The 25,865-nt window shown below is 69.9% G+C and carries 20 protein-coding genes; 9 read left to right on the forward strand and 11 right to left on the reverse strand.

Annotated features, from left to right (window positions below):
* Window positions 1-23: 23 nt before the first annotated feature.
* Window positions 24-614 (reverse strand): DUF5998 family protein, encoded by a 591-nt coding sequence (locus BLR04_RS32830; protein WP_090772654.1) that lies wholly within the window; start codon window positions 612-614, stop codon window positions 24-26.
* Between the two features lie 93 nt (window positions 615-707).
* Complete coding sequence (locus BLR04_RS32835; RefSeq protein WP_425413465.1) at window positions 708-3,380, reverse strand: bifunctional acetate--CoA ligase family protein/GNAT family N-acetyltransferase; 2,673 nt, start codon at window positions 3,378-3,380, stop codon at window positions 708-710.
* Window positions 3,381-3,561: 181 nt separating this feature from the next.
* Between BLR04_RS32835 and BLR04_RS32840 the strand changes: the two genes are divergently transcribed.
* The gene (locus BLR04_RS32840) at window positions 3,562-4,455 is read left to right on the forward strand and encodes a carbohydrate kinase family protein (protein WP_090772658.1); all 894 of its coding nucleotides are present in this window, start codon (window positions 3,562-3,564) and stop codon (window positions 4,453-4,455) included.
* Window positions 4,456-4,830: 375 nt separating this feature from the next.
* Here the strand turns inward: BLR04_RS32840 and BLR04_RS32845 are convergent, their stop codons facing one another.
* Window positions 4,831-6,945, reverse strand: a complete 2,115-nt coding sequence (locus BLR04_RS32845; protein WP_245740804.1) for a RecQ family ATP-dependent DNA helicase — start codon at window positions 6,943-6,945, stop codon at window positions 4,831-4,833.
* A 148-nt stretch (window positions 6,946-7,093) separates the two neighbouring features.
* Here BLR04_RS32845 and BLR04_RS32850 point away from each other — a divergent pair, with 148 nt between their 5' ends.
* Complete coding sequence (locus BLR04_RS32850) at window positions 7,094-9,613, forward strand: DNA gyrase/topoisomerase IV subunit A (RefSeq protein WP_090772660.1); 2,520 nt, start codon at window positions 7,094-7,096, stop codon at window positions 9,611-9,613.
* Between the two features lie 50 nt (window positions 9,614-9,663).
* On the opposite strand, the gene BLR04_RS32855 is transcribed toward BLR04_RS32850, so the two are convergent.
* On the reverse strand, window positions 9,664-10,035 hold the full coding sequence (locus BLR04_RS32855; protein ID WP_090772662.1) for a VOC family protein: 372 nt from the start codon (window positions 10,033-10,035) through the stop codon (window positions 9,664-9,666).
* A gap of 32 nt (window positions 10,036-10,067) precedes the next feature.
* On the opposite strand from BLR04_RS32855, the gene BLR04_RS32860 reads away from it, so the two are divergent.
* Complete coding sequence (locus BLR04_RS32860; RefSeq protein WP_090772664.1) at window positions 10,068-10,631, forward strand: thioredoxin family protein; 564 nt, start codon at window positions 10,068-10,070, stop codon at window positions 10,629-10,631.
* Between the two features lie 2 nt (window positions 10,632-10,633).
* Here the strand turns inward: BLR04_RS32860 and BLR04_RS32865 are convergent, their stop codons facing one another.
* Window positions 10,634-10,942 carry a hypothetical protein gene (locus tag BLR04_RS32865; protein WP_090772666.1) on the reverse strand — a complete coding sequence of 103 codons (309 nt, stop codon included), beginning with the start codon at window positions 10,940-10,942 and terminating at the stop codon, window positions 10,634-10,636.
* A 149-nt stretch (window positions 10,943-11,091) separates the two neighbouring features.
* Between BLR04_RS32865 and BLR04_RS32870 the strand changes: the two genes are divergently transcribed.
* The gene (locus tag BLR04_RS32870) at window positions 11,092-11,586 is read left to right on the forward strand and encodes a beta-class carbonic anhydrase (RefSeq protein WP_090772668.1); all 495 of its coding nucleotides are present in this window, start codon (window positions 11,092-11,094) and stop codon (window positions 11,584-11,586) included.
* Between the two features lie 520 nt (window positions 11,587-12,106).
* Here BLR04_RS32870 and BLR04_RS32875 read toward each other — a convergent pair.
* Together BLR04_RS32875 and BLR04_RS32885 are read right to left on the reverse strand one after the other, a co-directional pair.
* Window positions 12,107-12,475: a YciI family protein gene (locus BLR04_RS32875; RefSeq protein ID WP_090772670.1), complete on the reverse strand. Its 369-nt coding sequence runs from the start codon at window positions 12,473-12,475 to the stop codon at window positions 12,107-12,109.
* Between the two features lie 1,205 nt (window positions 12,476-13,680).
* On the reverse strand, window positions 13,681-15,747 hold the full coding sequence (locus BLR04_RS32885) for a DNA gyrase/topoisomerase IV subunit B (RefSeq protein WP_245740806.1): 2,067 nt from the start codon (window positions 15,745-15,747) through the stop codon (window positions 13,681-13,683).
* A 248-nt stretch (window positions 15,748-15,995) separates the two neighbouring features.
* Here BLR04_RS32885 and BLR04_RS32890 point away from each other — a divergent pair, with 248 nt between their 5' ends.
* From BLR04_RS32890 to BLR04_RS32905, 3 genes are all read left to right on the forward strand, one after another.
* Window positions 15,996-16,226 (forward strand): DUF7455 domain-containing protein, encoded by a 231-nt coding sequence (locus BLR04_RS32890; protein ID WP_090772676.1) that lies wholly within the window; start codon window positions 15,996-15,998, stop codon window positions 16,224-16,226.
* 658 nt (window positions 16,227-16,884) lie between these two features.
* Window positions 16,885-17,421, forward strand: a complete 537-nt coding sequence (locus tag BLR04_RS32895; RefSeq protein WP_143022324.1) for an LGFP repeat-containing protein — start codon at window positions 16,885-16,887, stop codon at window positions 17,419-17,421.
* A 1,014-nt stretch (window positions 17,422-18,435) separates the two neighbouring features.
* On the forward strand, window positions 18,436-18,840 hold the full coding sequence (locus tag BLR04_RS32905; RefSeq protein WP_090772682.1) for an NUDIX hydrolase: 405 nt from the start codon (window positions 18,436-18,438) through the stop codon (window positions 18,838-18,840).
* Window positions 18,841-19,086: 246 nt separating this feature from the next.
* On the opposite strand, the gene BLR04_RS32910 is transcribed toward BLR04_RS32905, so the two are convergent.
* Window positions 19,087-19,791, reverse strand: coding sequence for a GNAT family N-acetyltransferase (locus BLR04_RS32910; protein WP_090772684.1), 705 nt, complete (start codon window positions 19,789-19,791; stop codon window positions 19,087-19,089).
* A 100-nt stretch (window positions 19,792-19,891) separates the two neighbouring features.
* Between BLR04_RS32910 and BLR04_RS32915 the strand changes: the two genes are divergently transcribed.
* Window positions 19,892-20,629 carry a YaaA family protein gene (locus tag BLR04_RS32915; RefSeq protein WP_090772686.1) on the forward strand — a complete coding sequence of 246 codons (738 nt, stop codon included), beginning with the start codon at window positions 19,892-19,894 and terminating at the stop codon, window positions 20,627-20,629.
* Between the two features lie 70 nt (window positions 20,630-20,699).
* On the opposite strand, the gene BLR04_RS32920 is transcribed toward BLR04_RS32915, so the two are convergent.
* From BLR04_RS32920 to BLR04_RS32930, 3 genes are all read right to left on the reverse strand, one after another.
* Window positions 20,700-22,328, reverse strand: a complete 1,629-nt coding sequence (locus BLR04_RS32920; RefSeq protein WP_090772750.1) for an RNA polymerase sigma factor — start codon at window positions 22,326-22,328, stop codon at window positions 20,700-20,702.
* Between the two features lie 242 nt (window positions 22,329-22,570).
* Complete coding sequence (locus BLR04_RS32925; RefSeq protein WP_090772688.1) at window positions 22,571-24,664, reverse strand: SpoIIE family protein phosphatase; 2,094 nt, start codon at window positions 24,662-24,664, stop codon at window positions 22,571-22,573.
* A 242-nt stretch (window positions 24,665-24,906) separates the two neighbouring features.
* Window positions 24,907-25,476, reverse strand: a complete 570-nt coding sequence (locus BLR04_RS32930; protein WP_218129257.1) for an HhH-GPD-type base excision DNA repair protein — start codon at window positions 25,474-25,476, stop codon at window positions 24,907-24,909.
* 156 nt (window positions 25,477-25,632) lie between these two features.
* On the opposite strand from BLR04_RS32930, the gene BLR04_RS32935 reads away from it, so the two are divergent.
* Entirely contained in the window at window positions 25,633-25,857 is a 225-nt protein-coding gene (locus BLR04_RS32935; RefSeq protein WP_090772692.1) for a hypothetical protein, read from the forward strand.
* The last annotated feature ends 8 nt before the right edge of the window (window positions 25,858-25,865 follow it).

Genomic DNA, 25,865 nt, shown 5'->3' on the forward strand with positions numbered 1-25,865 from the left:
GCCGGGGCACGCGCGGGCAGCGGTCAGGAGCCCGAGCGGGCGGTGGCCTCCGAGAGGGCCTTGGCGAAGGCAAGCACGTGGGTGACGGCCTCAGGGCCGTCTGCGGCCTCGCTCACCCGCAGCGACAGGTCGTCGGCGGTGATGGCGCCGGTGTAGCCGTGGTCGGCCTCGCAGTTCTCGTCGCCGCAGGTGGCGGGTTCGAGGTCGACGTGGGAGATGGCGCCCCAGCCGATGGTGAGCGTCACCTCCGTGGGAGGGACGCCCGGGGCGTACGCGGCGGGGTCGGGCACCACGCGGGTGACGGCCACCGACTGCACGCGGCTCAGCCGCACGGCCTCGGTGGTGGTGGAGGCGTGGGACGCCGAGACGCCCTCGACCGCGGGGTGCTCGTCGGTGTGGCAGACCAGCAGCCGCGTGGCCGACAGCACCAGAACGGTGACGTGCCGGCGAACCTCCATCGCGGGATCGAACGTGGCCTCGTGATGGACCACGAACGCGGTCACGGCCTCCTTGCCCAGGGCCGATTCGACCGCATCGGTGACGAGGTCGGGGTAGTAGCCGCTGCGCTCGATCGCTTCGCGCAGGCCCGCGGCGGAGACTCGGGTTTCCCTCATGGGTCCATCCTGCCAGGGCCGGGCAGTGCCCTCACCCGCCCGGCATAACGCTCTATAACGTCTTGCGCACCGGCCTCACCGGGCACAGCCGCATCAGGACAGTCGGCGCGGCCCACCGTCGAGCCGTGGCCCTGCCGGGGTGCGCAAGGTGGCGCGCGCCCCGAGGACCATGACGTCCGACTCGCCCACGAGCACCTGGTCGAGGTCGAGCCTGGCCACCTCCGGCAGGTCGTCGGCCAGCCGCCCGACGCGTACGAGCAGCTCCTCGAGGGCGCCGACCGCCACGGGCGGGTAACCGTACTGACCGAACAGCAGCGGGGCGGCGCGTACGGACCGCACCAGCGCCGCGGCGTCCTCGCCGGTCAGCGGCGCGAGGCGGAAGCCCTGGTCGAGCAGGAGGCGCGCGGTCACCTCGCCCAGCCCGAACGACACGACAGGACCGAACGCGGGGTCCTCCACGACCCCCACGACCGTCGGGACGGCGGGCTGCGGAGCCATGCGCTGCACGGCCAGCTCGGCGTCCTGGCCGAACTGCTCGGCGAACTCGGCGTAGGCGTGGCGTACCGTCTCGGGCCCGGTCAGCCCCAGCCGGACGGTGCCGGCGCGGCGTGAGGCGCCGGGGTCGGCGACCTTGACCACCGCAGGCCAGCCGAGCCGCTCGGCGGCGGCCACCGCCTCCTCCGGCGAGCGCACGATCTCGGTGGGCCACACGGTCAGCCCGTAGCAGGACAGCAGTTCGGTCGCGTCGATCTCCACCGGCGGCCCTGCCTGCGCGAACGTCCCCGTAGCCGTGGCGGCGTCCTGCGCCGCCGCCGTGCCGGCCGCGAGGGTCTCGCGGACGAGGGCCCGCGCGCGGGCGGTGTCGATGCCGTCGAGCTGCGGCAGCGGCCCCGCGGGGCGCGCGCGCCACTTCGCGTAGCGCACCGCGTGAGCCAGCGCCCGCACGGCCTCCTCAGGGGCCGTGTACGAGGGGATGGAGCCGCGCTCGGGCGTCGCGCCCGTCTTGACGCGCAGCGACGGATGCATCCCGAGATGCCCTTCGAACGTGGCCAGCACCGGCTTGCCTGCCCCCTCGGACACCCGCAGCAGCTCGCCCGCCACCGCGTCGGCGTCCCCGGGGATCGGCGGCGTGTAGATCACGACGACCGCGTCGACCTCGGGCGCGGCCAGCTCGCTTGCGAGGGACTCGCCGTACTCGGCGGCCCCGGCCGACGGCCCCAGGTTGACCGGCGGGCGAGGTTCGAGCCCGGCGGCCTGGCAGGCGTGCACCGCGAGCAGGCCGAGCGCGTCGGAGTTGGTCACCAGCGCCACCCGCGGACCGGCGGGCGGCGGCTGGTAGGCCAGCAGCTGGCCCACGTCGAAGAGCTGGAAGAGGTCGTCGACCCTGATCAGGCCCGCCTGCTCGAACAGCGAGCTGATCGCCGAGTCGGGCAGCCCGAGCTCCTTGGCCGAGTGCCCGGCCGGGGTGTCGCCCGTCTTGACCACCACGACCGGCTTGTTGCGGGAGATGCGCCGCGCGAGCCGGGTGAACTTGCGCGGGTTGCCCAGCGACTCGAGGTAAAGGAGGATCACCTCGGTCGAGTCGTCCTCCTCCCAGTACTGCAGCAGGTCGTTGCCCGAGACGTCGGCGCGGTTCCCCGCCGAGACGAACGTCGAGATGCCCATGCCGCGCTGGGCCACCCGCTGCAGCAGCGCGGTGCCGAGCGCGCCCGACTGGCTGAAGAAGCCCACCTTGCCGCGGCCCGGGACGGTGGCGGCCAGCGTGGCGTTCAGCCTGACCGCCGGGTCGGTGTTGGCGATGCCGAGACAGTTGGGGCCCACGACCCGCAGGCCGTACGAACGGGCGATGCGGGCGAGTTCGTCCTGACGGGAACGCCCTTCCTCGCCCGTCTCGCCGAACCCGGACGAGACCACGACCAGGCCGTGCACGCCCTTCTCCGCGCACTCCTTCACCACGTCGATCACGCCCTCCGCGGGCACGGCGACGACGGCGAGATCGACCTCGTCGTCGATGTCGCTCACCCGCGGGTAGGCCCGCACGCCCGCCATCGCGCGCGCCTCGCGGTGCACCGGGTAGACCGGACCGGTGAAGTCGGCTGCCAGCAGATTGCGCAGCACCGTCTGGCCCACGCCACCGGGCGCGCGCGAGGCGCCGATGACCGCGACCGAGCCGGGGGCGAGCAGCCTGCTGATGGACCGGGCCTCGGCCCGGTGCTCGCGCGCCTCCACGACCTCCGCCGACGTCTCGGTCGGGGTCAGGTCGAGCGTCATGCGGACGACGCCGTCGGCGAACTGACTCTGGGCGGTGTAGCCGGCCTGGCGCAGCACCCCCATCATGCGCATGTTGGCGGGCAGCACGTCGGCGACGAACCGTTCGATGCCGCGTTCGCGGGCCGTCGCGGCCAGATGCTCCAGCAGGACGGACGCCACTCCCCTGCCCTGGTGGGCGTCCTCGACGAGGAAGGCCACCTCGGCCTCGCCCGGTTCTGTGCGGTCGTAGCGGATCACCGCCACCATCTCGGCGCCGATCGTGGCGATCAGGGCCACCCTGCCGACGTAGTCGACGTTGGTGAACCGCTCGACCTCCCTGTCGGACAGCCGCGGCCGCGGACCGAAGAACCGGAAGTAGATCGACTCGTCGGACAACCGGGAGTAGAACGAACGGAGACGGTCGGCGTCCGCCGGCCTGATGGGCCTGACGTGCGCGGTGCCGCCGTCGGCGAGGACGACGTCGGCCTCCCAGTGAGCCGGATACTGTGCCTCCACGATGTCGAGCGTAACCCTGGCTTCGTATGCCATGACCAGAGGCGCTGTTGGACAACGCTTGTGCATCGACTCACACCCGGTCTCCGGGGTCGGCCCCACGAACAGCCTGGAAGCTGTTAGTTTTACGGTGGCGTTTCGCCGTGGCCAGGCTCGTTTTCGAAGGCAGCAAGGTGGTGACATCATGACGCGGGTCGTCGTGGTGGGCGATCTCATGACCGACGCGGTCGCTCGCGCCCGTTATGCGCTCGCCAGGGCGAGCGACACCCCGGCGATCGTGACGATGCACGGTGGTGGTTCCGGGGCCAATATCTCCTCCTGGCTCGCTGTCGAAGGCGGCGACGTCGCCTTCATCGGCCGCAGGGGCGCCGACATCACCGGCCGCAACCGCGACATGGAACTGATGGGGTACGGCGTCGACGCCCGCCTCGTCATGGACCCTGAGCGCCCGACCGGCACCTGCGTGGTACTCGTCACCCACAAGGGCGAGCGCACCATGCTCTCCGACCCCGGCGCGAACGCGGCTCTGTCGCCCGAAGACCTTCCGCGCGACCTGTTCACCAACGGTTCCCACCTGCACCTGTCGGGTTACACGCTGGTCAACGAGGGTTCGCGCGACGCCGGCCTGGCCGCGCTCGACATGGCCCGGCGCAGCGGCATGTCGATCTCGGTCGACTGCGCGTCGGCCGCACCGCTCGATCGCACGGGCGCCGAGCCGTTCCTCGAGTGGACCAACGGCGCCAAGCTGCTGTTCGCCAACACCGACCAGGCCAAGGTCCTGACCGGCCGCGACGACGCCGAGGCCGCCGCGAAGGTCCTCACCGCGTGGTTCCCCGAGGTCGTCATCAAGCTGAACGCCGAGGGCGCGCTCTGGTACGGCAACGGCCGCCCCGACCCCGTCCGCGTCGCCGCCGACCCGGTCGACAAGATCGTCGACGGTACGGGCGCGGGCGACGCGTTCTGCGCCGGCTTCCTGCCCGAATGGCTCGACGGCAAGCCCCCCGCCGAATCACTGGCCTCCGGCTGCCGCCTGGCCACCAAGGCCATCATGCACCTGGGCGCCCGTCCCCCGTTCTAACTCCAGGCGACGTAACGCACCACGGTCGCGTGCCGTCTCACGCCCCTGGCATCACCCCTCAGTGACCGCGGCCGCCCCGGCACGCGCCGCCGCTGTCCGAGCCCAGGCGCGAACAAGCACAGCAAGCAGCGGCCCTGGAGCCGCCGAGGCCGCGAACACGGCCGACGACCCGCGTGCGCCCCAAGCCGTCACCATCGCCTTCGGGTTCAGGCGTCAGCAAGGGCAGAAGCAGCCGCATGGCGCCCAGGCCGCGACTGCCGCCAACGGCCACATGCCGCCCCCGCCCCTGCGTCTTCGCCGCCGACCTCGTCGACGCGGGACCTTCTGCCGGCAGCCACAGCCGTGGAGGCGCTGCAGGCAGGCGTACCGGGTGGGTCAGTTCGTGACGGCCAGGGCCAGGGGGAGGACGGCTGGGGCGCCGGCGTGGCGGACCTGGGCGGCCGCGAGGGTCATCGTCCAGCCTGTGTCGACACGGTCGTCCACCAGCAGCACCGGGCCACCGCACTGGGCGATGGCCGCGCCGACGTCCTTCGGCATGGCGAGCGTGCCCCTGATCGCCAGCACCCGCTGGGCGCTGTTGAACTGCTTGCCCGGCGAGCCCGCCCGGTAGCCCAGCTCGCCCAGGTACGCCAGCCGGCCCACCTGCGCCAGCCGCTCGGCGAAGCCGCGTACGAGCTTCGGCCGCCCCACCGACGGGACGTTGACCACGGCGACGGGACGCTCCCGCCACTCCCACGCGCTCAGCACCTTGATCACGGCCGCGAACATGTCGTCGGCCATCGGCCCGTCGTCGCCGGCGAACATATCGCGCAACCGGTTGCCCCACCCGATGTCGGTCAACCGGCCCAGCGCCCTGCCTGGCTCGGCGCCCAGCTCGGGCTTGATGCGCCCGGACAGGTCGGACAGCCCCGTGGGCCACTGCTTGCGCGCCTCGATCTCGACGCCGGGCCGGCTCAGCCGTTCGCGGGCGGTCTCGACGGCCTGCGCGCCGATCTCGGTGGAGCGGTGGCGGCCGGTGCAGTTGTCGCACCGCCCGCACGGCGCGGCGGTGTCGTCGTCGAGGCAGCGGCGCAGGAACAGCTCGCGGCACTCGGACGTCGTCAGGTAGGCGATCATCGCCTCCTGCTCGGCCCGGCGCTCGGCGGCGATGCGGGCGTAACGGTCGGCGTCGTACTCCCATGGCCGGCCCGTGGCCTCCCAGCCGCCCTTGACCCGGCGCACGGCGCCGTCGACGTCAAGCACCTTGAGCATCATCTCCAGTCGGCTGCGGCTCAGGTCGACGGCGTTCTCGAGGGCCGGGGTGGACATGACGCCGCGTTCCTCCAACGCCTCGAGCGTGGTGCGGACGACGGGCTCTGGCGGGAACGCCAGCGAGGCGAAGTAGGCCCAGATGTCACGGTCTTCGGTGCCGGGCAGCAGGATCACCTCGGCCCGCTCGACACCACGCCCGGCCCGGCCGACCTGCTGGTAGTAAGCCACGGGAGACTGCGGCGCGCCCATGTGGATGACGAACCCGAGGTCGGGCTTGTCGAAGCCCATGCCGAGCGCGCTCGTGGCCACCAGGGCCTTGATCTTGTTGCCGAGCAGCGCCTCCTCGGCCGCGAGCCGCTCCGCCGGATCGGTCTGGCCGGAGTAGGCGGCGACCTCCAGCCCCTGATCGCGCAGGAACCCGGCGATCTCGTGGGCGGCGGCGACGGTGAGGGAGTAGACGATGCCGGAGCCGGGCAGCTCCCGCATCGTCTGGGCCAGCCAGGCCAGCCGCTGCTCGGCCGAGGGCAGGCGGACGACGCTCAGATGGAGGCTGTCGCGTTCGAGCGGCCCGCGCAGGACCAGCGTGTCGTCACCGTCGGGACGCAGCTCCGGGGGCAGCCGCAGCTGCTCGGCCACGTCGTGGGTGACACGCGCGTTGGCGGTGGCCGTGGTGGCGAGGACCGGGATGCCCGGCGGCAGCTCCGCGAACAGCGTGGACAGCCTGCGGTAGTCGGGACGGAAGTCGTGGCCCCAGTCGGAGATGCAGTGCGCCTCGTCGACCACCACGAGCCCGGCGCTCTCGGCCAGCTCAGGCAGGACGTTGTCGCGGAAGTCAGGGTTGTTGAGCCGTTCGGGGCTGACCAGCAGCACGTCGACCAGGCCCTCGGCGACCTGGCCGTAGATCTCCTCCCACGCCTCCGGGTTGGCGGAGTTGATCGTGACCGCCCGGATGCCGGCCCGCTCGGCGGCGGCGATCTGGTTGCGCATCAGCGCCAGCAGCGGCGAGACGATGACCGTCGGCCCCTCGCCGAGGTCGCGCAGGAGCGCGGTGGCCACGAAGTAGACGGCCGACTTGCCCCAGCCGGTGCGCTGCACGACCAGGACCCTGCGGCGGTCGAGCACGAGAGCCTGGATGGCGGCCCACTGGTCCTCACGGAGCACGGCGTGCTCACCGGCCAGGGCCCGCAGCCGTTCCTCGGCCTCTTCGCGGAGCATCACGGCATCGGGGGCGTCAATCATGCCTCCCTTGTTACCAGCTTCCACCGACGATTCGCGCCCGCCGAGCCGGAAACCGCGTGCCCACAGCGCCGTACAGCGGCGGATTCACGCCCGCCGCGAACTCCTCGGGCGGCTCAACCGGTCGCGGGCACCCGAACGCTTCGGCACAATGTTCGACATGGCCCGACGCACGACTGCCCCCCCGCCCGAGGACTTCGAGGAGCGGATCGTCGACATCGACGTCTCCTCCGAAATGCGCACGAGCTTTCTCGAGTACGCCTACTCGGTGATCTACCAGCGGGCGCTGCCCGACGCTCGTGACGGCCTCAAGCCCGTGCAGCGGCGCATCCTCTATTCGATGAGCGAGATGGGCCTGCGTCCCGACCGCGGCCACGTCAAGTCCTCGCGCGTCGTCGGCGACGTCATGGGCAAGCTGCACCCCCACGGCGACAGCGCCATCTACGACGCCCTCGTACGCCTGGCGCAGCCGTTCTCGATGCGGCTGCCGCTGGTCGACGGGCACGGCAACTTCGGCTCCCCCGACGACCTGCCCGCGGCCATGCGCTACACCGAGGCCAGGCTGGCCCCGGCGGCGATGCTGATGGTCGAGTCGCTCGACGAGGACACCGTCGACTTCAAGCCCAACTACGACGGCCAGGAGACCGAGCCCGCGGTCGTGCCGTCGGCGTTCCCCAACCTGCTGGTCAACGGCGCCAGCGGCATCGCGGTGGGCATGGCCACCAACATGGCGCCGCACAACCTCACCGAGGTCGTGGCCGCCGCCCGCCACCTCATCAAGAAGCCCGACGCCTCGCTCGACGACCTGATGAAGTTCGTCCCGGGCCCCGACCTGCCGACGGGCGGGACGATCATCGGGCTGCAGGGCGTGCGCGACGCGTACGAGACGGGCCGCGGCACCTTCCGCATGCGCGCCAGGTGCACGGTCGAGCAGATCACCCCGCGCCGCAAGGGCATCGTCGTCACCGAGCTGCCGTACAACGTCGGCCCCGAGCGCGTGGTCACCAAGATCAAGGAGCTGGTGACCAGCAAGAAGCTGCAGGGCATCGCCGATCTGAAAGACCTCACCGACCGCCACAAGGGCCTCCGGCTGGTCATCGAGATCAAGAACGGCTTCATCCCCGAGGCCGTCCTCGAGGAGCTCTACCGGCTCACGCCGATGGAGGAGACGTTCGGCATCAACAACGTCGCCCTGGTCGACGGCCAGCCGCGCACGCTCGGGCTGCGCGAGCTGCTGCAGGTCTACGTCGACCACCGGATCGAGGTCGTGCGCCGCAGGTCGGAGTTCCGGCGGCGCAAGCGCGAGGAGCGCCTGCACCTGGTTGACGGCCTCATCATCGCGCTGCTCAACATCGACGAGGTCATCCAGGTCATCCGTTCCTCCGACGACTCGGCGCAGGCGCGCACGCGGCTGATGGAGGTCTTCGACCTGACCGCGATCCAGGCCGCCTACATCCTCGACACGCCGCTGCGCCGGCTGACCCGCTACGACAAGCTGGAGCTCGACGGCGAGAAAGAGACGCTGACCGACGAGATCGCGCGGCTCACCGAGATCCTGTCGTCCGAGACGAAGCTGCGCCAGGTGGTGTCCGGCGAGCTGGCCGACGTGGCCAAGAAGTACGGCACGCCGCGCCGCACGGTCCTGCTCGAGGCGGCCGGCGTGACGCGCACGCCGGTGGTGTCGCTGCAGGTGGCCGACGACCCGTGCCTGGCGCTGCTGTCCTCGACCGGCCTGCTCGCCCGCACCTCCGACGCCTCGCCGCTGTCGGGCGAGGGCGAGCGCTCGGCGCACGACGTGCTCGTCTCGGTCGTCAAGACGTCCGTACGCGGTGAGGTCGGCGTGGTCACGTCCCTCGGCCGGCTGATCCGCGTCCAGGTCGTCGACCTGCCGACGCTGCCGCCCACGGCCGTCCCGCCGTCGCTGTCGGGCGGGCATCCGGTGTCCGAGTACGTGTCGCTGGAGCCCGACGAGAAGGTGGTCGGGCTCGGCTCCCTCGACCCCGACAGCCCTGGTCTTGCCCTCGGCACCGCGCAGGGCGTGGTCAAACGGGTGGTTCCGGAATACCCGGCCAACCGCGACGACTTCGAAGTGATCACCCTGAAGGATGGCGACCGCGTGGTCGGCGCCGTCGAGCTCGTCTCCGAGGACCACGACCTGGTCTTCATCACCTCCGACGCGCAACTCCTGCGCTACTCCGCCGCCCTCGTACGCCCCCAGGGCCGTCCCGCGGGCGGCATGGCGGGCATCCGCCTCGACGACGGGGCGCAGGTCATCTGGTTCGGTGTGGTCGATCCCGACAGCCCCGCTCAGGTGGTCACGGTCGCGGGGTCGTCCACGGCGCTGCCCGGCACGCAGGTGGGCGGCGGCAAGGTGTCCGACTACGCGGAGTTCCCGCCGAAGGGCCGCGCCACGGGCGGCGTACGCGCCCAGCGTTTCCTGAAGGGCGAGGACGTCCTCCTGCTCGCCTGGGCCGGGCCGGCGCCCGCGAAGGCGGTCTCGGCGGTCGGCAAGCCGGTGCCGCTGCCGGACGAGGTCGGCCGGCGCGACGGATCGGGTGTCCGGCTGACGCACACCATCGGCGCGATCGGCGGCGCCCTGGCCTCCACCGAGGAGGCCCTGCCCGGAGGCACGCCGCAAGCCCCGGCGTCCCCCGAGCCCGGCGACGAGTGACGTGAAAGCTGACCCCGCGGAACTCGCGGGGTCAGCCTCGCCGAACGGCCTCAGTCCACGCAGAGGCAGAACGGGTGGCCCGCCGGGTCGAGGTACACCCGGAAGTCGCCCTCCTCGCTCGGCTGGTGGTCGTGCTTGCGAGCCCCGATCTTCAGGACGCGCCGCTCGGCCTCGTCCAGGTCGGTGACCGTCAGGTCGAGGTGGAGCTGCTGGGGACGTTCGGCGTCCGGCCAGGTCGGGGGACGGTGGTCAGCGGCGAGCTGGAAGGCCAGCCGCCTCGGCGAGCCCCCGTCGCTGACGACCACCCAGTCGTGCTCGACCGACGTGATCGGCCAGCCGAGGAGCTCGGAGTAGAACTCCGCGAGGGCCTTCGGGTCGGGGCAGTCGAGCACGATGCTACGGAACTCGGCAATGCCTCCCATGGATGTCCGCCTCTCTCCGGGAGAATGGGGTCATGGCTGTCAATTCGTCCATGGTGCCACTGGGCACCCCGGCGCCCGCCTTCGACCTGACCGCGATCAACGGCGGCAGCGTGTCGCTCGAAGACCTGAAGGACTCACCCGCCACCCTCGTGGTCTTCCTCTCCAACCACTGCCCATACGTCCGGCATATAGAAACCGGCATCGGCGCGCTCGCCAAGGACTACGGGGCGCGGCTGTCGATCGTCGCGATCTGCAGCAACGACAGCGTCAACTATCCCGACGACGACCCCACCCACCTCGCCGAGCAGGCCACGCGGGCCGGGTTCACGTTTCCGTACCTGCTGGACGACACCCAGGACGTCGCCAAGGCCTACAAGGCGGCCTGCACGCCCGACTTCTTCCTGTACGACGCCGAGCTGCGGCTCGCCTACCGGGGTGAGTTCGACGGGGCGCGGCCGGGCAACTCCGTACCGGTGACCGGGTCGTCGCTGCGGGCGGCCGTCGACGCGCTACTCGAGGGACGGCCCGTGCCGGAGCAGCAGCGGCCGGCGCTCGGCTGCAGCATCAAGTGGAAGCCGGGTAACCAGCCCGCATGACCTCACATGGCGGCGGCGATGGCGTGCGGCAGGGCGATGAGCAGCTCGTGCGGCTCTCCACCCGCCCAGTGCTTGATCAGCTTGGTGCCCGCCTCGCCCGGGTCGAACCGCTCGCCGGGGCCGAAGCAGCCCGCCTCGTGCAGCGTGAGGATGAGCGGATCGTCCTCGGGCAGGCCGGCGGCATAGGCGGCGGTGTCGAGGAGGGCCAAGGCGCTTCTGGCGTTACGGCCGTCGTCGTTGAGCTCGACGCGGTCGAGGCGCCGCCAGGCCTGGGCACGGAGATATGCGGCGAGCGATTCGGACCTACTCATGACAACCTTCTTCGGCAACGTACATACGGCTACGACATCATCACGCATCGTGAGCTGATTGCGTGGCACGTTTGCCAACTCCAGCACGTGCGGCCCGAGTCGCCACCCCGGTCACCAGCGACTTTGCTGCTTGCGGGATCATTCATGGCATGAGTGCGTTCGACGACGTTTATGAGGGCAACACGAGGTTTGCCGAATCGTTCAGCAATGCCGAGCTCACCGGGCGCGCAGCCCGCGGACTTGCCGTCGTGACGTGCATGGATTCCCGCATCGACCCGCTGGGGCTGCTCGGCCTGCGGCCGGGCGACGCCAAGATCCTGCGCAACGCCGGTGCGCGCGTGACCGACGACGTGCTCCGTACGCTGGTGCTGGCCGTCTATGTGCTCGGGGTGGAACGAGTGCTGCTGATGCCGCACACCGACTGCGGCATGGCGAAGGTGACCGACGCCGACGTCCATGCGATGGCCGCCGCACGCGGCGTCGACACGCGCAGCCTCGAGTACCACACGATCGCGAACCAGGAGGAGGCCCTCCGGCACGACCTCCTGCGCATCAGGGCGACGCCGTTCCTGCCTGCGGGCATGCCGGTGGCAGGCGCCATCTACGACGTCCACACAGGACGACTCAACCCGTCCTCATTCTGACGATCCGCCCCAGGCGGGCCACCTCTCCACCCACCCGGACCCCTGAGCGTCCGGGCATGCACGGAACAACACCACCCGCAGCAGAGCCCTGCGCGGGGCGACCACCGCACAGCCCGCAAGCCTGAGCGGCCGAACATGACACGACCCGTAGCGGGGCCGTCACCCGCTACGGGTCGTCACCATCAACACGGTCCGGGTTCGTGGACCCGGTCGGGCAGTGGCGGCGTCGGCGAGTCACCAGAAGGCGACCAAGGCCGACTCCACGGTCAGGAGCCCACGCCCGCTCGACCTCCTCCGGCCGCGCCTCCCCCGCGCGAAGCCCCGGCCGGAACTCCACATCCGCAGACCGGCATGAACTTCACATCCGGGGACCCGGGCGGAACTTCACGCCCGGAGACCCGGCACAAACTCCACATCCGGGGACCCGGGCGGAACCTCACACCCGGAGACCCGGCAGGAACTCCACGTCCGGGGGACCCGGGCGGAACCTCGCACCCGGAGACCTGGCAGGAGCTTGGCATCAGCCCTCGGTCGTACTGGCGAAGACCACCGGCCGTACCTCGATGCCGAGCCCGGGCACGGAAGCGTCCGGGATGAGGGCCGCCAGCTCCAGGGCACGCTCCTTGCTGTCGCACTCGACCAGGTAGTAACCGCCGAGGTACTCCTTCGCCTCCGCGTACGGCCCGTCGGTCACCGCCGGCATTCCCCGCTGCACCCGCACGACGGCGCTTTGCGACGGGTCGGCCAGGGCGACGGTGCCCAACATCTCGCCAGACTTTGTGATCGTCGCCATGAACGCCCCGTGGCCGTCGAACACCTCTTGCCGCTGCTCCTCGGTCAGGCCGTCCCAGACCTGCGGGTTCATATGCATAATCAGCAGAAACTTCACGTCATCTCCTCGACTCTCGATCCGTACTTTCGCAGTAAGTCGGAGCCCGGACCCACCCCTCGACACGGAACAGCAAATTTCCACCGCCACTCCGCCCACCCACCCGCCGCATCCGCCGAACGAGCCACACATCGGCAAGATTGCTGTGACGCACGTCCGGTTCCTCTCGCCCACCCGGCCTCCCGCACAGGCACCCGGACCAGCAGCTACGCCCGGACACTACCCCTTCACCACAGAAAATCTTCAGGCCACCAGCCCCACCACGGGATCGAAACGGCGCCGGAGCCCTCCATCAACGCGCCCCGGTCCGCGTGCAAGCGAACAACACTTCTGAGCCTCGCACCGCATCAAGATCGCCGTACGAGCAACCATGCCTGCCAACACAGCGACATGCCCAGGCGAGATGCCACGCACGTTCGATCCCCGCCGCCACCATCAGCACGCTCACGGCACATCCACCGGCCGCCACGTGCACTGCTCACGGCTGCCGAAGACCCTCCTGCGAAGCACAGCGGCGACGCAGGGAAACGACCGCCACCACCACAGCGGCGACGCAGGGAATCAACCGCACGCCACGGCAGCTCTCCACAAGTTGATCGGCAATCACCCGACGCAGAGGGCGCGGGCGAGGCGGATGCGCCGCTCGACACGACCAGGCGGCGTACCTGCCGCTCGTGCCGCAGTTCGTGCGCGCCGAGCGGCACGAGCGCCAGCGTCACTGCCCCAGCACGCCCCTGGGACGGCCGACGACACTCCAGCGCAGCCATTCGCCGCAACGAGCCCCGACAACCACGGCCCAGCGTCTCACCACCGTCATCAACCACGCGCGCCGGCTGGGACGCGTCACAGCCGCAGACGCCATCAAGCACGGCAGGCCCGCGTCGCAGCGGCCGCCGCCACCGATGCCCGCCACCAGGAGGAGACGCCGGCCAACCACGCACGCCGACACGGCGACGGCGCAGCCCCCGGCGCACCGCGCTCGGCGGAGAAGCATCAGCGTCACAGCCGCCGTCAACCTCAGCCGCACACGTTGGAGCCAAGCCGGGCTGAACCCCATCCGGTGCACGCCAGGGACTCAGCCGCGGTTGACCTCGACCGAGACGCGTCGGAGTCACCGGGCTTGCCTCGGCCGAGAGACGTCAGACTCCCAGCCGTGGTTGACCGCGGCTGGGACACGTCAGAGTCGCTGCCGTCGACCTTGGCCGTCAGGCGTCGATGTGGTCGCGGTCGACCTCGGCGGCGCTGTTGACGATGAACTCCCGTCGTGGCGCGACCTCGCTGCCCATCAGCAGGTTGAAGATCTGCTCGGCGCTTTCGGCGTCTTCGATGCGCACGCGCCGCAGGATGCGGTGGCGCGGGTCCATCGTCGTCTCGGCGAGCTGGTCGGCGTCCATCTCACCGAGGCCCTTGTACCGCTGCACCGGGTCCTTCCAGCGCTTGCCGCGACGTTCCAGGTCGCGCAGCACCTTGTGCAGCTCGGCGTCGGAGTAGCAGTAGATGTACTTCTCCTGGCCCCGACCGGGGTTCGTCAGCTCGATGCGGTGCAGCGGCGGCACAGCGGCGAACACCCGACCGGCCTCCACCATGGGACGCATGTAGCGATGGAAGAGGGTCAGCAGCAGGCAGCGGATGTGGGCGCCGTCGACGTCGGCGTCCGCCATGAGGATGACCTTGCCGTAGCGGGCGGACTCGATGTCGAACGAGCGCCCGGAGCCTGCCCCCACGACCTGGATGATGGCCGCGCACTCGGCGTTCTTGAGCATGTCGCTCACGGACGCCTTCTGGACGTTGAGGATCTTGCCGCGGATCGGCAGCAGCGCCTGGAACTCCGAGTCGCGCGCGAGCTTGGCCGTGCCGAGAGCGGAGTCGCCCTCGACGATGAACAGCTCGCTGCGGTCGACGTCGTCGCTGCGGCAGTCGACCAGTTTCGCCGGGAGCGCGGAGTTCTCCAGGGCACTCTTGCGCCGCTGGTTGTCACGGTGCTCGCGGGCCGCGATGCGGGCCTTGGCGGCCGCCACGATCTTCTCCAGCACCGACCGCAGCGGCTGCTTGTAGCCGCGCGGCGGGTTGGCGAACAGCTCCTTGAGCTCGCGGGAGACGACGTGGGAGACGATGCGGGTGGCCGCGGAGGTGCCGAGCACCTCCTTGGTCTGCCCCTCGAACTGGGGCTCCGGCACCCTGACCGTGACGACGCCGGTGAGGCCCTCGGAGATGTCGTCCTTGGTGACGGGGTCGTCGCCGTTCTTCAGCAGGCGGGTCTCGCGCAGGATCTCGTTGATCGTACGGACCAGGCCGCGTTCGAAACCGGTGATGTGGGTGCCGCCCTTGGGGGTGGCGATGACATTGACGAAGGACCGCACGGTGGACTCGTAGCCCTTGCCCCACCGGATCGCCACGTCGACGCTGAGCTCGCGCTGCACCTCGGTGGGCGTCATGTGGCCCTGGTCGTCGAGGACCGGCACGGTCTCGTGGAAGTGGCCGACGCCCTGCAGCCGCAGCACCTCGCAGAGAGGTTCGTCGCGCGCCAGGAACTCGGTGAACTCGGAGATGCCGCCGTCGAAGCGGAACACCTCTTCGGTGCGCTCCTCGTGACGGCTGTCGAAGACCACCAGGGTGAGACCGGGCACCAGGAACGCGGTCTGCCTGAGGCGTACGTGGATCTCGTCGAGGGAGACCTCGGCGTCGGGCAGGAAGATCTGCCGGTCGGCCCAGAAACGCACGCGGGTGCCGGTGGCCTTGCTGGGCAGCTCGGCACCGACGCGCAGGCCGGACTTCTTCTTGAACTTGGCCGTGGGCCCGTCGCCGTCGAACACGCCGGTGACGCCGCGCCGGAAGCTGATCTCGTGGACGCGGCTGCCACGGTCGACCTGGACGTCGAGCCGCGAGGACAGCGCGTTCACCACGGACGCGCCGACGCCGTGCAGACCGCCGGACGCGCCGTAGGAGCCGCCGCCGAATTTTCCACCGGCGTGCAGCTTCGTATAGACGAGCTCGACACCTGCCAGGCCCGACTTGGGCTCGACGTCGACCGGGATGCCGCGGCCGTTGTCGCGCACCTCGATGGAGCCGTCGGCGTGGAGCTCGACCTCGATGCGGTCGCAGTAGCCGGCGAGCGCCTCGTCGACGCCGTTGTCCACGATTTCCCAGAGGCAGTGCATGAGCCCGCGGCTGTCGGTGGACCCGATGTACATGCCCGGGCGCTTGCGGACGGCTTCCAGCCCCTCAAGCACCGACAGGTGACGAGCCGTGTAACCCGCCTCGACTAGCGTCACTCCCGCTCCCCTGGTGTTGAGCATCGAACACGTGTGCGTAGCTTACCGTTGTTCCCCTGCGTGCGCGTACAAGCTTGCCATGGCGGAACGTTTGCTGTTACCAACCGGCTGATCATCATTACTTTCGGACACATTCTGCTCTGGGCGTAGAGAGCAGGCGGTTGGGAAGCTCCAGGTCCGGTTAGATGTTGTTCCAAGTGACTGACGCCAGATCCTCGCTTCGGCGGGGGTGACCCGAAAGGCGATACGTGACTGGAGCTCTCGCCCCCGTTAAGCCGCTGACGGCCCTCGACCGCTGCGACCGCTGCGGCGCCCAGGCCTACATTCGCGCGACCCTGCCCGTGGGTGGGGAGTTGCTGTTCTGCGCCCACCATGGGCGTCAGCACGTTGCGGCGCTGCGCGAGAAGGGTGCCGACATCCTGGACGAGTCGGCTCGACTCAGCGAAACTCGATCAACCGCCCCCAGCGACGAGCGCTGACCCTAAGCGCCCGTCGTGTGAGATAACCACATATCGCGTAGCCAGAACGGCGACCCCGGCCATCCGGGGTCGCCGTTCTGCGTTCCCGCAGTCATCCCCTTCGGCAACAGAGCTGACTGTGAGCTGCTTCCAAGCCCACGAGCCGCGAAAGCAGGGCCGCCATCTCCCAGGCTCGCCCCACCGCGCCCAGAGCAGAACCACCAACTCCCCCGCTCGACACGCACGCACCCGGAGCAGGGCCGCCGTCCCGAAGGCCGTCCTCCCTCCCGACGCGCAAGAACGCGGACACCGGTGTTCCCCGCCAAAGCAGTGAGCGGCCCGGACGGGGATACCCGCAACCCGCATCAGCACCAGGCCATCGGGGCGGCGGCGCATCGGCTCCGATCCCCAGCAAGCGGCGGCACACGGCTCAGCCCTCCGACGATTGACGACACACCGGCTGCCCCAACAAGCGGCGGTCGAGCAGTTGCGCAGCGGCTCAGGCTCCAGCAAGCGGCAGCCATGCGGCGGCACATCGACTCGGAGGCACGACGAGTGACGGCGCACCAGCTGACTCCAGCAAGTGGCGGTCAAGCGGCTGCCAAGGCGGCGGGCGTACCAAAGAATCCGGCACCCGCACGAACAGGCAGGCGGGTCTGGTTCCTTGGGAGTGTGCTCGATGAGCAGTCGCGTGGTCTTGTCCGTCACCGCCGGCCTCGCGCTCGCCGGGACGATCGCTGTCGCAACGCCGGCCCACGCCTCCGCGGGTTGCGCGATCGCGCCGTACGGGCTGATCGGGGCGCGGTGGGCCGAGTTGGGCGGCGAGCACGGCAAGCTGGGCTGCCCGACGACGCGGGAGACCGACATCTACATGAACGGCGTCGGCTGGGCAGGACGTAGGCAGTCGTTCGTGCACGGTCAGATGGCTTGGTCACCCAAGAACGGCTCCAAGCTCGTGGTGGCCGCGTACTCCAGGAACGGATACGCCTATTTCGACTGGAAGGCCACCGACCGCAACTGGGACAAGTTCCTCGTCCGCTGGACCAGCCCCGCCGACCCGCAGGGACGGCAGGAGGACTTCGTCGGCGGCAACCGCGGCAAGGCCTGGACCCGCCAGCGGACCAACGGCGGCTACCGGTGGACCCTCAAGGGGTGTGACACCGGCGTGGTCGGCTCGAAGTGCCAGAGGTCGTGGACGGTCTCGGTCACCGGCTGACGGCTCGAACCGGAAGACTGCCCCATCCCCGGACCATCGACGATGCTCTCGAGACGACGCCCGCGACCGCGCACCGCTCACAGCGGCACATCCCTGAGGAGCCGGCCCATCGCTGCGCCGGCCGAGCCACGAGCCGACTCCCTGCGCGTCGACAAGCCGCACGGCGGTGCCCGCACCAGCGCCGGGACTCGGGGGCGCGCGCTCGACTGGACTGCGGCCGTACTGCCGCAGACCGAGGAACACCAATGCTGGCTGCGACAGCGCTGTTCGCAAGGTCGACTCGCTCGACCGCCGAGAAGCACTCCCTGGAGACCTTGAACGCCGAGAACAAGGGCCACCACGCGAACCACAGTCAAGAACACCCCAGCCGCCAAGTGTCCGCAGCGGGCACGAAGCCAGTCGACGACCCTCGAAGACCCGACATCCCACCCGAGCCTGGATGCAGTCACGCTCAGCGCCCCGGCGAGGGACGCGCGAGAGGGCCCCGACATCGAGGTGAGGGACGCTGACGCCCACCCGCCCCCGACACCAAGGCAAGGAATACGCGGATCACCCCGATACAGGACCGCCCCCGATACCGAGGCATGGAATACGCGGATCACCCCCATACACGACTGGCCCCCGATACCGAGGCCAGAGATACATGAGAGCGCTGACGCCCACCCGCCCCCGACACCGACACCGACACCGACACCGACACCGACACAAGCACTACGCGGATCCCCCGATGCAGGACCGGCCCCTACCGAGGCCAGAGATGTGTGAGAGGCGCTGTCGGGTCCTGATGTTGAAGTGGGGGATGCGGGAGGGTGTGAGGTTTACGCGTTATAGATGCGTCTGACCGGCCGTCGCCACCGTGCGGCACCGGATCCGAAGGTCGAGGTACCCGCGCTCCGCGATGGTCTCAGCCTTCGAGATGATCGAACTCCCCGTGCGCCGCCCGCACGACCAACGCATCACCGGCGAACGCGACTGCGTGAGCCATCCGTCCACCTCCGGCACCAGGGAGCACACATGGTGAACAGCGTCATCGACAAGATTGCCTGGATCCACCTGGACCACGGCAAGATCCTCAGTACCCGGTCGCGAGGCAAGGACGCCTACTACATCCCCGGAGGCAAGCGCGAACCCGGTGAAAGCGACCTCGACACCCTCGTACGGGAGATCGATGAGGAACTCGCCGTCACCATCATCCCCGCCACCGCCACCCATATCGGCACCTACCAGGCCCAGGCACACGGCCATGCCGAGGGCGTCACCGTGCAGATGACCTGCTACACCGCCGACCATCACGGGGCACCGACGCCCAGCAACGAGATCGAAGAGGTCGCCTGGCTGAGCTACGCCGACCGCGACCGCGTGTCCCCGGTCGACCAGGTCATCTTCGATCACCTGAACCAGGCCGGGCAGCTTCACTGACCCAGGACACCCATGGGAAGCGGCCGGCCAGGGCATCTACGGATCCGTCAGACCTCCAGGAAGCTCGCAGCCACCCGCCCTCGCGAGAACACAAGGTCAAGTCCGGAAAATGGCGATAAATCCAACGTTCCTCGCCAGCTCCAGGCCGGGCGCTGATCACCACGGGCCTTGTTTCCGGATGCGCCGCCCCTTTCGGGAACCGTCCCCCCCGTCCAGGCGGCCGGACGAGGGACAGCCGTGAAAGAGTCAGCGCACGCGGTAGTGGTAGCCGGTCGTGATCTCGAAGCCCTCGCTGCGGTACAGCTTCTGGGCTGCCGTGTTCTTCTCCGTCACGACGAGGTACGCCGACCCGACGCCGGCGTGCCGGGTCAGCGCTCGCAGGATCGTCCGTGCGAGCCCTTTCCTGCGCGCTTCAGGCAGGGTGGCCATGCAGTAGATGCCCAGTGTGTCGCCCTGTGGGACGCCTCGCCCGACGGACAGCACCCGGCCGTCCTCCTCGTAGGCCGCGTACCAAGCCGGCACTCCCGTGCAGACCCGCTCGGCCACTGACAAGCCGTCGCTGAACCGGCCGTCCACGGCCCACCACGTCTCCAGCCAGCCGTCCCACGGCCGTTCCTCGATCCGCACCGCGCCCACGGCGCACGGGTGCCCGGCCCCCTGAGAGCGCGTCATGAGGTACGTGGGGTCGACCTCCGCGTAGCCCCGGCGTCCGAGCTCCTCGTCCAGTCCGGGCATGACGCCGGGACCGATCGAGAAGACGCAGCGCTGCCCGCGCTCCGCGTAGAACGCCTCCGCCGCGCGGATCGCACCGTCCAGGTCGGACGGCTGATCGACCGCGAGCACGGAGTTGGCCCGCTTGGTCACCCCGCCCGCGTAGCGCAGCAGCCAGCCGTCGTGCGGGCGCTGTTCGTAGGCGGGCCATGCCTCGTGGACGAGCAGGTCGAAGTTCACCCGCGCAGGTTAGCCGAGGACCGGGAGATCCCAGGCGTGGGAGTCCCGGAGCGGCACGCGGGCGCAGGGCGGGCTGCCTGGGCGAATACGCTAGGGGGCTGTGTTGATTCTGCTGCCGCCGTCTGAAGGCAAAGCGTCGGAGGGCAGCGGCCCGCCCGTCGGTGAGCTGTCCTTCGCGTCCCTGTCCAAGCACCGCACCCGGGTGCTGAACGCGCTCATCCGAGCCTCGAAGCGCCGCGACGCCCTCGAGACGCTCGGCCTGACACCGGGCCTGGCGGGCGAGCTGGCGAAGAACCTCGAGCTGAAGACCGCCCCGACGCTGCCGGCCGCCGACCTCTACACCGGCGTCCTGTACGACAACCTGGGCCTCGGCACGCTCGACGGCGAGGCGCGGAGCCGGGCCGAGGAGTCGGTGCTGATCTTCTCGGGCCTGTGGGGCGTCGTACGGATCAACGACCGGATCCCGCCGTACCGCCTGTCGATGGGGGTCAGTCTGCCGCCGATCGGGGGGCTCGCGGCGTTCTGGCGCCCGGCGCTCACGAAGGAGCTCGACCGCCTGCCGGGCCTGGTGGTCGACCTGCGCTCGGCCACGTACGCGGGCGCGTGGCAGCCGGGCGACCGCGCGATCACGGTACGCGTGTTCCGCGACGGCAAGGTCGTCAGCCACATGGCCAAGGCCACGCGCGGCGTGATCGCCCGAGCGCTGCTCGAATCCGGCGCCGACCCCGTCACCCCCGACGAGCTTGCCAAGCAGCTGAGCGACCTCGGTCACGCCGTCGAGCTCAGCGCGCCGTCGCGCCCCACCCGACCGTGGACGCTCGACGTCAACGTGACCTGACCCGGCAGACGCGAAAGAGCCCCGCACGGACAGGTTCCGTGCGGGGCTCGATCGTTACGGCTCGGCCAGGTCAGTCGAGGTAGTCGCGCAGCACCTGGGACCGGGACGGGTGACGCAGCTTCGACATGGTCTTCGACTCGATCTGGCGGATGCGCTCACGGGTGACCCCGTACACCTTGCCGATCTCGTCGAGCGTCTTCGGCTGCCCGTCGGTGAGACCGAAGCGCATCGAGACGACGCCCGCCTCCCGCTCCGACAGCGTGTCGAGAACGGAGTGGAGCTGCTCCTGGAGCAGCGTGAAGCTGACGGCGTCGGCCGGGACGATGGCCTCGGAGTCTTCGATCAGGTCGCCGAACTCGCTGTCGCCCTCCTCACCCAGCGGGGTGTGGAGCGAGATGGGCTCGCGCCCGTACTTCTGGACCTCGACGACCTTCTCGGGCGTCATGTCCAGCTCACGGGCGAGCTCTTCCGGCGTGGGCTCGCGGCCGAGGTCCTGCAGCATCTGCCGCTGGACACGGGCGAGCTTGTTGATCACTTCGACCATGTGGACCGGGATGCGGATGGTCCGCGCCTGGTCGGCCATGGCTCGCGTGATCGCCTGCCGGATCCACCACGTGGCGTAGGTGGAGAACTTGTAGCCCTTGGTGTAGTCGAACTTCTCGACCGCCCTGATCAGACCCAGGTTGCCCTCCTGGATCAGGTCGAGGAACAGCATGCCGCGGCCGGTGTAGCGCTTGGCCAGGGAGACCACGAGCCGGAGGTTGGCCTCCAGCAGGTGGTTCTTCGCGCGGCGGCCGTCCTCGGCGATCCACTCGAGCTCGGCCTTGACGTCGACCGGCAGCGGGTCGGACTCGGAGCCGAGCTGCTCCTCGGCGAACAGACCGGCCTCGATGCGCTTGGCAAGCTCGACCTCCTGCTCGGCGTTGAGCAGGGGGACCTTGCCGATCTGCTTGAGGTAGTCCTTCACCGGGTCGGCGGTGGCACCGGCGGCGGCGACCTGCGCGACGGGCGCGTCATCGTCGTCGTCGGAGAGGATGAGGACCTCGTCCTCGCTCTTCTGCACCACGACCTCGGCGGCCTTGGGCTCTTCGTCGTCCTCGGAGTCGGAGTCGGCCTCGGTGTCTTCCTCGGCGACGATCTCGTCGACGTCGAGGTCTTCGAGGTCGTCCAGCTCGACGTCGCCATCGAGCTCGATGTCGTCGTCGTCACCGTCGGCCCTGGTCTCGGGCGACTTGGTCTTGCTCTCGGCAGGCCCAGCGTTCTTCGGCTCGGCCTTCTTGGCGGCGGACGCCGCCTTCTTGGCCGCGGGCGCGGCCTTCTTGGCAGGGGCCGCCTTCTTGGCGGCCGGCTCGGCTTCGGTGGTGCCGACGACCGCGGTCACGGTGTCGGGCTGCTGCTCTTTGGCTGCCGCCGCGGCCTTGGTCTTGACCGGCGCGGCAGTCTGACGCTTTGCTGGACCTCGAGACTTCTTCTTCGGCGCAGCCGAATCCGCGGCGGTCACCACCACGGTCACGCCCTCTTTGCTGAGGTTCCGCAAGAACGCGGCGGCGTGCGACATGGGGATGTCCGCCTCCTCGAAGGCCTGACGGACATCCTCAGACTCGAGGAAACCCTGCGAGCGCCCACGCTCGAGCAGTCGCTGAATGACGGGCTCGTTCAGCTCTTGTGGCTTCGAGCGAGTCGAACTTGCAGGCGACACGAACACCTCTCGAACGAACGCGTGGCGACAATGGACCCAGATGCCCGCTGGGGGGCTGTTGCCTCTCTCAGAGATCGGTGAGGCCGTGCGGACCGCGACGGACCTGCACAGCATTCTGGCACGACCCCGCACTCCATACGGCCACCTCCCGGCGGTTGACCTCCACCCTAGGCCGACCAAGACAGTAGTGCGTACGTAAGCGGGGCACTGATACCCGAAAGCAACCGTTATGACTGTTTCATTCAGTCACTCTTCGTGGCTGGCGGGACGTGTATTGCGAGTGCAGTAACGTCATCATCCTGTTCATATCCAGACAACATCCGGTCAACCAGGAAGTCCAGCAACATATGTGGGCTACCCACCACCTCTGGTGGGGCTTCGGTCACAACACTGCAAAGCTCTGCCAAACCCGCGTCCAATCCGCGCTTCCTGTTCTCCACGAGGCCGTCGGAGTACAGCACGGCGGTGTGTCCTGGCGGCACCACGAAGCGGAACTGCCGGCGGCTCGTCGGCCAGCCGAGCGGCGTGCCGGGCTCGGGCTCGCACAGGATCGCGGTGCCCTGAGGTGACACCAGCACGGGTGGCGGATGCCCCGCGAGAGCCAGCGTGCCCTCACCGGTGACCGGCTCGACGACCACGTACGCCAGCGTCGTGACCTGCTCTTCCTCCTCGGTCGCCTCGAAGACGCGATCGAGCCCGGTGAGCACTGCCGCGGGCGGCGGGTTGGTCAGCGCGAGCGCCCGCATGGCGTTGCGGATGCGCCCCATGCCGGCCGCGGCCTTGACGCCCTTGCCCATGACGTCGCCGACGACCGCCGCGACCCGCCCGTCCTGCAGCACGAACGCGTCGTACCAGTCGCCGCCGACCTGGACGTGGCGGCTGCCGGAGCGGAAGCGCTGGGCCAGCACCAGGCCCTTGACCACCGGCAGGCGGTCGGGCAGGAGGCTGCGCTGCAGCGTCTCGGCGGTGCGGTGCTCGCGCTCGAACAGCGTGGCCCGTTCGACGGCCAGCGCGCACTGGCCGGCCAGCGCCTCCAGGAAGACGCCGTCCTCCTGGGAGATCTTCTGCGGCCGGGTGAACGAGAAGCGGAGCGCTCCCAACGCGCGGCCGGCGGCGAGCAGCGGCAGGCCGACCCAGGCCCGCTCGTCGCCGTTGGCGAGCAGCCCGGCCAGCACCTCTTCGTCGCCGCCCGCCTCCAGCAGCTGGGCCTTCAGCGACTCGGGCGACTCGGCGAACACGGGCCGGCGGCTGTTGACCGCCATGGTCATGACGTTGGACTGCGACAGCGGGATCTCGTCGCCCCGCGCGCCAGAGGCCTCCATGATGCCCTCGCCGTTGATCAGCTTGAGCGCGGCGCGGTCGGTGTCGAGCAGCGCGACCGCCGAGCGGTCGGCGGCCAGCGCGGTACGGCCCACGTCGATGATGACCTGGACGACCTGCTCGACCGTGAGGGCCTCGGCCAGCATCGCGGTGGCGCCCTGCAGCCGGGCGGTGCGCAGGGCGGCGGCGCCGAGCTGGTCGGTCAGACGCCCGCGCATCTCCTCGGCCTCGCGCTGCGGGGTGACGTCGGTGTTGGCGCCGACCCACTCGACCACCCTGCCGTGCCGGATGATCGGCACCGCGCGGACCTCGAAGTGGCGGTAGCCGCTGGCGCGGGTGCGCACGCGGTAGTTCCACTCGAACATGGTGCGCCCGCGCAGCGCCTCTCGCCAGGCCTCCTCGGTCTGCTGGCGCTCTTCCGGGTGGACGACGTCGAGCCAGCCGTTGGCCAGGTATTCCTCCAGCCCCTGGCCGGTGATGGCGCGCCACTGGGGAGCGTCCTCGATCACGGCGCCGGTGGGCGAGGTGATCCAGACCAGCTGCGACTGCGCCTCGACGAGCGAGCGGTAGCGCTCCTCGCTGCGGCGCAGCGCCTCCTCGGTCTGGCGGCTCTCGGTCACGTCGAGGCCGATCAGCGCGACCGCCCGCAGCTCGCCCTCGTCGTCGTGGACGGGCGAGAACGACAGCGACCACTGCCGCGTCTCGCCCCGGCCGGAGCGCACGCGGACGCGGCCCTCGGTGACCGGTGCGTCACTGTCGATGACGGCCTGGACCGCGTGCGTGATGATCTGGTTGAGGTCGGCGGACAGCACCTCGGCGGGCAGGCTGCCGGCGAGGCGGTCGGCGGGCACGCTGACGACGTCGCTGAAGACGTCGTTGACCCGCTGGACGCGGCCTTCGGCGTCGAAGAAGGCGAAGGCGAACTCGGCCTCCGACAGCATGCCCTTGAAGAGGGCGGAGTCAGAGATGTCCACATCCGACTCCCGGGGACGGGGAACGGAGGTCTCGGCGCTCATGGTCGGCACCTCCGTCGCGTGCCAGGGTCTCCCACGCGGCACATCTCCATAACTGTGTATCGGCGTAGCGCAGCTCCGGGCGACCGGATCCTGCAGTACATCATCGGCGATGGGCATGTGCGGACGGAAGCCCCCGCCGCTGCCCGGTCGCCTCTAGGGTCTACGCATCCTGTCAAAGTCGCTCCACGTTGCGCAGCAAGATCAGGTTACAGCGCCTGTTCGCCGTCGCACTTTTTGTCCGGCTACGGCGCCTTGGCCGCGCGCTTGGCCTCCTGTTTGGCCGTTCGCACGCGGACCAGACTGTCGGCGTCGACCACGTCGGCGACCGATCGGAACGCCCCCTCCTCGCCGTAGAGTCCGGCCGCCTCCCGCCAGCCTGACGGCTGGACCCCCAACTGCTTGCCCAGCAATGCCAGAAAAATCTGGGCCTTCTGCTTCCCGTATCCCGGAAGGGCCATGAGTCGTTTCAACAATTCAGGGCCGTCTTGCACATCGGCCCAGATCGCCTCGGGCCGGCCGTCGTAGTGCTCGACGAGACAGGACGCGAGCTGCTGGACGCGGGCCGCCATGGACTTGGGGTAGCGGTGCACCGCCGGCTTGGCGGCGAGCAGGGCCGCGAACGCGTCGGGGTCGTAGGCGGCGATCTCGGCCGCGGACAGGTCGTGCCCGAGCCGCTCCGAGATGGTGTACGGCCCCGTGAACGCCCACTCCATGGGGATCTGCTGGTCGAGCAGCATGCCCACGAGGAGGGCTAGCGGGCTGCGGCCGAGGAGCTCGTCTGCCTCGCTCCGCTGGGCGAGCTGGATGCGCATGGACACAGCTTGGCATGGATGTACGTCAGGTGAAGGGAAACACAGCCTCCGCGGAGGCTTGACAGATACACGAGAAAAGGTGAAATGAGAGCGCAAGTCGCCGTGTCGACGTTCCTGGGGGTTTGCCCCCAGGTCTTCAGAGGGAATCTGAGACCTATGCTCGCTCTGGCCACACGGTTCCTGCGGGAGCCGGTCAGTCTCAGGCTGGCCGAAGAGTTCCTGACCGTACCCGTGGACACGATCGAACGCTGCGTAGCGGACGCGTGCGCGTGCGCGCAGCATCTGGGCATCTCCGCGACGCCCGAGATCGTCGAACGCATCGCCCGCGAGCATCTGCTGGCGATCGTCAACTCCGCGCCCCCGCCCAGGGGTCTTCGGTAACGTCGACC

This window comes from Nonomuraea maritima (assembly GCF_900100395.1).
GTDB classification, from domain to species: domain Bacteria; phylum Actinomycetota; class Actinomycetes; order Streptosporangiales; family Streptosporangiaceae; genus Nonomuraea; species Nonomuraea maritima.